The sequence below is a fragment of the Salipiger sp. HF18 genome (genome assembly GCF_011806505.1).
Taxonomy (GTDB): Bacteria; Pseudomonadota; Alphaproteobacteria; order Rhodobacterales; family Rhodobacteraceae; genus Salipiger; species Salipiger thiooxidans.
In genome coordinates this window covers 1-7,401 of sequence record NZ_JAATOS010000190.1, presented here as the reverse complement: position 1 = coordinate 7,401, position 7,401 = coordinate 1, and the positions used below count along the sequence as shown (strand labels likewise).

Genomic DNA, 7,401 nt, shown 5'->3' with positions numbered 1-7,401 from the left:
AGCCCGGGCCCGAGTAATGCGCCGAACGGCCTTCGTAGGTGCCTTCACTGTCCGCGATCAGGTGCAGCTTGGTCTCCATGCCGGCCATGGAATAGACCATGCCGCCAAGCGCGGGGATCGAGAGCGTGTTCATCACGGTCGAGGAGGTCAGGCTGAAGTTCACCGGGCGGCCCGCCGGGATCGCCAGCTCGTTGACCGAGGCGACGCCGAGTTCGGGGTAGATGAAGAGCCATTTCCAGTCGAGCGACACGGCCTGCACCTCGATCGGCTCACCGGCATCGAGATAGTCGAGCGGGCGGTACGGATCGAGCCGGTGCGTATAGACGGCGGTGTAGTAGCCGAGGACGACGATGATCAGGATCGGCACACCCCACACCACGGCCTCGAGCTTGTTGGAGTGCTCGAACTCGGGATCGTAATCCGAGGTGTTCTCACGGTCGGCACGGTACTTCAGGGGGAAGTACACCGACATGAAAAGCACCGGAACGATGACGATGAGCATCAGAAGGGTGGAGAGGATCAGCAGGTCCCGCTGCTGCTCGCCGACCCAGCCCTGCGGTGACAGGACATTGTACTGGCAACCGGTGAGCAACAGGGCTCCGGCCGCTGCCAGGAGCGGTTTTCTTATTGTGAACAATTGTCTGCCTCTTCTGTGTCCGACGCCCTGTCGACAGGGGGGAGACGTCGACAGACCGGATCGCAAGTGGTGGGGCACGGACTACCTTCCGCACCGCAGCATTTCTCTGCGACGGATCGCCGCGACATCGGGTAAACACTGGTTTTTCACACAGGATTGAAGCCTGTTCACCGGGTCGTGTTTCTGCGCCGCCGAAAAACCCGTCAATCCCACATATCTTTCCGACCGATCTTCAACCGCAGGGTCAGCGGCACCCTGCCCGCGCCTCGGAACCGGTCGCGCGATTGTGCCGATTCACCCGATTCTTAGCGGTTTGTGCCGGATTCCGGCCCCGTCCCACGCCCTGCCCCGGGCGCCTATCCAATGCAGTGCCTGCACCCCATGGTCCGCGATCGCCGTGGAACCAAACCCGGCCATGCCGCGTTACGCACGAAACGAGGCAAAGGTGCCAAGCGCCATGCCGCACTGCGGCACAGCCAGCGAACGGGGACGCATTTGACGGACATCAAGGACACGGCCGGAGCAATCCGCAAAGGGCCGCGCGCCTGCGGGACGAGTCACCGGCAGACTCCGCGACCGGCCCCCCCGTCGCGGGTCTCCCAGACGGCACTGCGCGCGTGAGCGCCGCCCGTCCCGGCCTTCTCTGCGCCGCGCTGCTGCTTTCGGCCTGCAGCGGAGAGCAATCCGTCCTCGCCCCCGCCGGCCGTGATGCCGAGGTGCTCGCCACGCTCTTCTGGTGGATGCTGGGCGGCGCGGTGGTGCTCTGGCTGTTGATGAACGGCCTCTTCTTCTACGTGACCCGCATCAGGCCGCAGCCGCTGTCGCCCCGCGCCGCCGAGGCGCTGATCATCGGCGGCGGCATCGTCTTCCCCACCGTCGTGCTTGCCGCGCTGCTGAGCTTCGCGCTGTCCGAGATGCCGAAGCAGCGCGAACCGGGCGAGAACCTCACCGTGCGCATCACCGGCGAGTCGTGGTGGTGGCGGGTCGACTACCTGCCCGAGGGCAGCGACACGCCCATCGCCTCGGCCAACGAGTTGCGCCTGCCCACCGGGCAACGCAGCGAGCTGACGCTGAACGCGAGCGAAGTGATCCATTCCTTCTGGATCCCCGCGCTTGGCGGCAAGACCGACATGATCCCCGGGCGCGAGACCCGCATGTCGCTCGAACCCACGGTGCCCGGCGACTACCGCGGCCAGTGCGCCGAGTTCTGCGGCGAGAGCCACGCGCTGATGGCACTGGCGGGCGTGGTGATGACACCCGGGGATTTCGCCGCCTGGCTCGAGAAGGAGGCCGCCCCCGCCGCCATTCCCACCAGCGCCGAGGCGCTGCGCGGTCTCGCGGTCTTCAACGCCGAGGGCTGCGGCGGCTGCCACGCGGTGCGCGGCACCGAGGCCGCCGGCACCGTCGGCCCCGACCTCACCCACCTCGGCGGGCGCGTCACCCTTGCCGCCGGCATCCTGCCGATGGAGCGCGACGCCCTGATCCGCTGGATCCGCGACCCCGAGGCGCTGAAACCCGGCGCCCGGATGCCCGGCTACGACCACCTGAGCGACGCGGAACTCTCCGCCCTCGCCACCTACCTGGAGGGTCTCGAGTGACCGACTTCGCCGACACCTTCCCGCCGCGCGGCACCCGCAGCAACGCCGAGCCCGCCGATCCGCAGCCGCAGGGCATCTACCCGCCGACCGAGGAGATGCTGAACGAGCCCGTGGATCCCGCCATCGCCAGGGCGCAGGAGAACCGGCTTCGCGCCGTGTGGCAGCAGCCGCAGGGCTGGCGCTACTGGTCGGCGGTCAACAACTCCGAGGTGGGCGCGTGGTACTCGCTCACCGCCTTTGCCTTCATGCTGGCCGCGGGCGTGCTGGCGCTGCTGATGCGGGTGCAGCTGGCGGTGCCCGACAACGACTTCATCTCCGCCGACCGCTTCAACCAGTTCTTCACCATGCACGGCTCGGCGATGATGTTCCTCTTCGCCGTGCCGATGTTCGAGGCGATCTCGATTCTGCTGCTGCCGGCCTTCCTTGGCGCGCGTGACATGCCCTCCCCCCGGCTCTCGGCCTACGGCTACTGGTCCTTCCTGATCGGCGGAATCTTCGTGCTGGGCTCGGTGCTTTTCGACGTGGCGCCGAACTCGGGCTGGTTCATGTACCCGCCCCTCGCCACCGAGGCCGAGGGACCGGGCTCGGACATCTGGCTGCTGGGCCTCAGCTTCATCGAGGTTGCCTCCATCGCCGCCGCGGTGGAGCTCATCGTGGGCGTCATCAAGTGCCGCCCGCCGGGGATGCGCATCAACCTGATGCCGCTCTACGCGTGGTACGTGCTCGTGGTGGGCGGCATGATCCTGTTCGCCTTCCCGCCGCTGATCGCGGGCGACTTCCTCTTCGAGATGCAGCGCAGCTTCGACTGGCCGTTCTTCGACCCCGAGCGCGGCGGCGACCCGATGCTGTGGCAGCTTTTTTTTAATGATTCGGCGCCCCCCGAGATCTACACCATCTTCCTGCCCTCCATCGCCATCGCCGCCATGGTGGTCCCCACCGCCGCGCGCCGCCCGATCACCGGCTACTCGTGGATCGTGCTCTCGGCCGTGGGCACCGGCTTCCTGAGCTTCGGGCTCTGGGTGCACCACATGTTCACCACCGGGCTGCCGTCGCTGTCGCTGGGCTTCTTCTCGGCCGCGTCCGAGGCGGTGGTGATCCCCACGGGCGTGCAGCTCTTCGCCTTCGTCGCCACGCTGATGGTGGGCCGGGTGAAGATGATCCTGCCGATGCTCTGGATCGCGGGGGCGCTGGCGATCTTCACCGCGGGAGGGCTCACCGGCATCATGGTGGCCGTTGCGCCCTTCGACTGGCAGGTGCACGATACCTATTTCATCGTGGCGCACCTGCATTACACGCTGTTCGGCGGGATGATCTTCCCGATCATCGGCGGGGTCTATTACTTCTACCCGTTCATCACCAAGAAGAAGATGTCCGACCGGCTCGGCCGCTGGGCCTTCTGGCTGATGTTCACCGGCTTCAACCTCTGCTTCCTACCGATGCACGTCACCGGCCTGCAGGGCATGCCGCGCCGGGTCTTCACCTACCCCGAGGAGCTGGGCTGGAACGCGCTCAACATGGTCTCGACCATCGGCGCCTTCGTCACCGCCGCCGGTGTGCTGGTCTTCGCCTGGGACCTGCTGCGCCCGAAATCGCGCCAGCCGCTGACCGAGCGCAACCCGTGGGGCGGCGGCACGCTGGAATGGGCGCATGACGTCCCCGATCCCGGCTGGGGCGCACGGTCGGTGCCCTACATCACCTCGCGCTACCCGCTCTGGGACGAGCCCGAGCTGGTCGAGCGCATGGACGCGGGCCGCTTCTACATCCCCGACGCGCCCGAGGGCAAACGCGAGACCATCGTGACCTCGGCCGTGGACGCGGTGCCGCAGCACGTGGCGCGGGTCACCGGCCCTGCGTGGTGCACAATCGTCGCCGCGGTCTTCACCGGGGGCGCGTTCATCTTCCCGACCTTCCACTGGTACCCGCCCGCCATCGTCTGTGGCGTGCTGGCCATCGCCACGGTGCTTTATTGGCTCAGATCCCCGAAGCGCCGATGAAGGACGCAGGGCTCGGCCTGCGTCTGCCCACCTATGTCTCGGGCGCGAAAGCGCCGGGCTGGTGGGCCGTGTTCATCACCATGCTGGGCGACAGCACCGCCTTCGCGAGCCTCATCTTCGGCATGTTCTTCTACTGGACCGCCCGGCCCGACTTCCCGCCCGAGGGCGCGGACCACGCGAATCCCGCGCTGGCCGCGCTCGCCGCCGCGCTCATCGCCGCAAGCTGGGGAGCGACCCGCATCGCGCGCAGCCAGAACCGTCGCGGCAACGTGGCCCGCACCCGGCTCCTGCTTGCCGCAGCCCCGGTCCTGGCGCTGGGCTCGGCCACGTCGCTGGTGGGCGCGGTCTGGCTGCCCGACATGGACCCGGTGAGCCACGTCTACCCGGCGATGATGTGGGCGCTGGTGGTCTGGTTCTGCGCCCACGCGCTGCTCGGCGTGATCATGCAGGGCTACTGCCTCGCGGGATCGGTCTTCGGCAAGCTCACACCGCGCTACGACGCCGACCTGTGGAACACCGCGCTGTTCTGGCACTTCAAGCTGGTCATGGGCCTCGTCGGCATCGCCGTCATCGCCCTTTTGCCGAGGATGCTCTGATGCTCGGACACCGGCATTCCAGCCTCTGGCACATGATCCTCGCGCCCACGGTCTGGGCGGTGCATTTCTGCGTGGTCTATGGCTGGACCGCGGTGCAATGCGCCCGCGCAGGCGGGCCGGACGCGGCGCGCACGGGCATCCTCATCGCGACCGCGGTGGCGCTGATGGCGATCGTCGTGCTTGGCTGGAAGGCGTGGAGGCAGTGGGACTACCTCGACGATTTCGACTACGTGCACGACCAGCCCACCACCGAGCACCGGCGCGAGTTCCTAGGCCACGCGGGCTGGCTGCTGGCCATCGTCTCGGCCATCGGCGTCGGCTTCAACGCCCTGCCTGCCGTCTTCATCCGGAGCTGCCTGTGATCCGCGGGCGGTGGCTTCTCGCCGCGCTCGCGGTGCTGGCGCTGGCCTGGGGGCCGGCATGGGACCGCATCCTCGATCCCTTCCCCGGCCACATGCTGCGGCACATGCTGCTTGTGGCGGTGGCGGCGCCGCTGCTGGCGCTCGGCCTGCCGGTGCTGGGACGCTTCGCGCCGCCGGTGACGCTGGCCGCGGCACTGGAATTCCTCGTGGTCTGGGCCTTCCACCTGCCGGCGCTGCACGTGCCCGCCCAGCTTATGCCCGGCGCCTTCGCGCTGGAACAGGCCGCCTTCCTGCTGGCGGGCATCGCCGTCTGGTCGAGCGCCCTGCCGCCCACGCATCCGCTCGCCGGGGCCGGAGGACTGCTGCTCACGTCGATGCACATGACCTTCCTCGGCGCGCTGCTGATCTTCGCGCCCGAGCCGCTCTACCCGCCCGAGATCTGCGGCCCCGATCCGGTCGCGGGCCAGCAGGCGGGCGGCATCCTGATGCTCGTGATCGGCACCCCGATCTACCTTGTCGGCGGGCTCATCCTCACCGCCAGAACCCTGAGGGAGCAGCCCGCATGAGCCTCAAAGACCTGATCCGCAAGCTTCGGCCCGACGAGATCCACTGGCCCACGGTGGGCCGGACCCTGGGTGTGCTCGCGGTGCTGGGCGGGCTCGGCGGCGGCGCGGTGGTGGCGTTCGGGCTCTTCAACGTCTCGGCGCGCGCAGGCCACCTGCCGGGCGTGTCGTGGGTGCTGCACACCACCTTCCGCAACTCGGTGGCGCTTCGGGCCCATGCCGAGCCGCCCGAGACCCTCGACGACGCCGGGATGGTCGCGCTGGGGGCCGGGCACTACGACAGCGCCTGCCGCCATTGCCACGCCGCCCCGGGCGCCGAGCGCAGCGCCACGGTGCGGTCGATGAACCCCGAGCCGCCGCACATCACCGAGGCCGTGCAGCACTGGGAGCCCGACGAATTCCACTGGATCGTCAAGGAAGGCGTGAAGATGAGCGGCATGCCACACTGGCCCGCGACCCGCGACGACGACGTCTGGCCGGTGGTGGCCTTCCTCACCCGCGTCGGAGAGATGAGCGGCGACGACTATGCCCGGCTCACCGAGAAGCCCGACGGGCGCTATTGCGCCATGTGCCACGGCGCCGAGGGCGTCTCGGGCAACCCCAACATTCCCCGGCTCGACATCCTGTCCGAGACCTACATCCGCGACACGCTGCACGCCTACCGCGAGGGGCGGCGGGACAGCGGCATCATGGCAGAGGCGATGTCGCAGGTCCCTGCCGAGGCCATCGACCGACTCGCGGTGGGGCTGGCCGAGTCCGCGCCGTCGGGTGAGCAGGCCCCGTCCGATGACCTGGCCCAACGCGGCCGCGCGCTCGCCGCTGCCGGTGGCGACACCGAGGTGCCCGCCTGCCGCGCCTGCCACGGTCCGTGGTCCGAGCCACTGAACCCGGCCTTCCCGTCGCTCGCCGGGCAATACGCCCCCTACCTCGAGCAGCAGCTCCGACTGTGGCGCGATGGAAATCGTGGCGGAACAGAGGTTTCCGAGCTGATGCACCACGCGGCCCGCGCGCTCGACGACGACGAGATCGCTGCGCTGGCGAGCTACTACGCTGGGCTCGCTCCCGCCGAGCTCGACGACACAAGCGACTGACGGCGGCGCTCCGCCCACCGGCCTGCGCGGATCCACCGCATTTGATCCATCTCAAGGGCGACGTCCTGCCGACGATGATAACGATTTAATGCGTTCATCGTCCAAAGGACTTCAGCCATGACCAGACGCGGCCGACAGATGGCGCTTCAGCGGCTGACCACCCTTTTCGCGGGAACAGCCTTCGTGATCACCCTCGGAACGGTCTCCATGGCGGTATCTCTGCTGCTCGTCGCGGGCGCCGCCGTCATCTACCTGCGCTGGCCCCGCCCCGAGGCCCCGCCCGGCGCGCAGCGCTACCAGTGGTTCCCGACGGTCATGGTAGCCGACGTGATCGCCCTCGTGCTGGTGCCGCTGCTCTTCGGGGCGCCGCTGCTGCTGACCGAAACCGGACGCGCCCCGCACGGTTCGGCGATCCTGTTCTGGCCGCTGGGCACACTTGCCGGCGCGCTGCTGGTCACCGGCTGGAAGCGCAGCGTCTTCACCCTCAGCATCGACACCGACGGGCTTCTGCTCGACGACGGGCTGCGCGAGACCTTCCTGCCCTACCGCGAGATCGTCTC

Annotated in this window: 6 protein-coding genes and 1 pseudogene; 6 read left to right on the top strand and 1 reads right to left on the bottom strand. The window is 68.7% G+C overall.

Annotation, left to right across the window (positions count from 1 at the left end):
• A partial coding sequence (gene cyoA, locus HC022_RS15305) for a ubiquinol oxidase subunit II (RefSeq protein ID WP_254885106.1) occupies positions 1 to 592 on the bottom strand: 592 nt, incomplete at its 3' end.
• Positions 593 to 1,254: 662 nt separating this feature from the next.
• Between cyoA and HC022_RS15300 the strand changes: the two genes are divergently transcribed.
• From HC022_RS15300 to HC022_RS15275, 6 genes and pseudogenes are all read left to right on the top strand, one after another.
• A complete protein-coding gene (locus HC022_RS15300; protein WP_167453026.1) occupies positions 1,255 to 2,235 on the top strand; it encodes a c-type cytochrome in 981 nt (326 codons plus the stop codon).
• 95 nt (positions 2,236 to 2,330) lie between these two features.
• Positions 2,331 to 4,825: pseudogene (locus HC022_RS15295) on the top strand (cbb3-type cytochrome c oxidase subunit I).
• Positions 4,825 to 5,187, top strand: coding sequence for a hypothetical protein (locus tag HC022_RS15290; protein WP_167453025.1), 363 nt, complete (start codon positions 4,825 to 4,827; stop codon positions 5,185 to 5,187). Before HC022_RS15295 ends, HC022_RS15290 begins: the two are co-directional and overlap by 1 nt.
• Complete coding sequence (locus HC022_RS15285; protein ID WP_368484675.1) at positions 5,184 to 5,753, top strand: cytochrome c oxidase assembly protein; 570 nt, start codon at positions 5,184 to 5,186, stop codon at positions 5,751 to 5,753. The genes HC022_RS15290 and HC022_RS15285 overlap by 4 nt, the downstream gene beginning before the upstream one ends.
• Positions 5,750 to 6,841 carry a c-type cytochrome gene (locus HC022_RS15280; RefSeq protein ID WP_167453024.1) on the top strand — a complete coding sequence of 364 codons (1,092 nt, stop codon included), beginning with the start codon at positions 5,750 to 5,752 and terminating at the stop codon, positions 6,839 to 6,841. Before HC022_RS15285 ends, HC022_RS15280 begins: the two co-directional genes overlap by 4 nt.
• A gap of 117 nt (positions 6,842 to 6,958) precedes the next feature.
• A partial coding sequence (locus HC022_RS15275) for a hypothetical protein (RefSeq protein WP_167453023.1) occupies positions 6,959 to 7,401 on the top strand: 443 nt, incomplete at its 3' end.

What these genes read in the sequence shown, in the direction of transcription:
- HC022_RS15290 (WP_167453025.1), top strand. Translation starts at nt 4,825, where the DNA reads ATGCTCGGACACCGGCATTCCAGCCTCTGGCACATGATCCTCGCGCCC.
- HC022_RS15280 (WP_167453024.1), top strand. Translation starts at nt 5,750, where the DNA reads ATGAGCCTCAAAGACCTGATCCGCAAGCTTCGGCCCGACGAGATCCAC.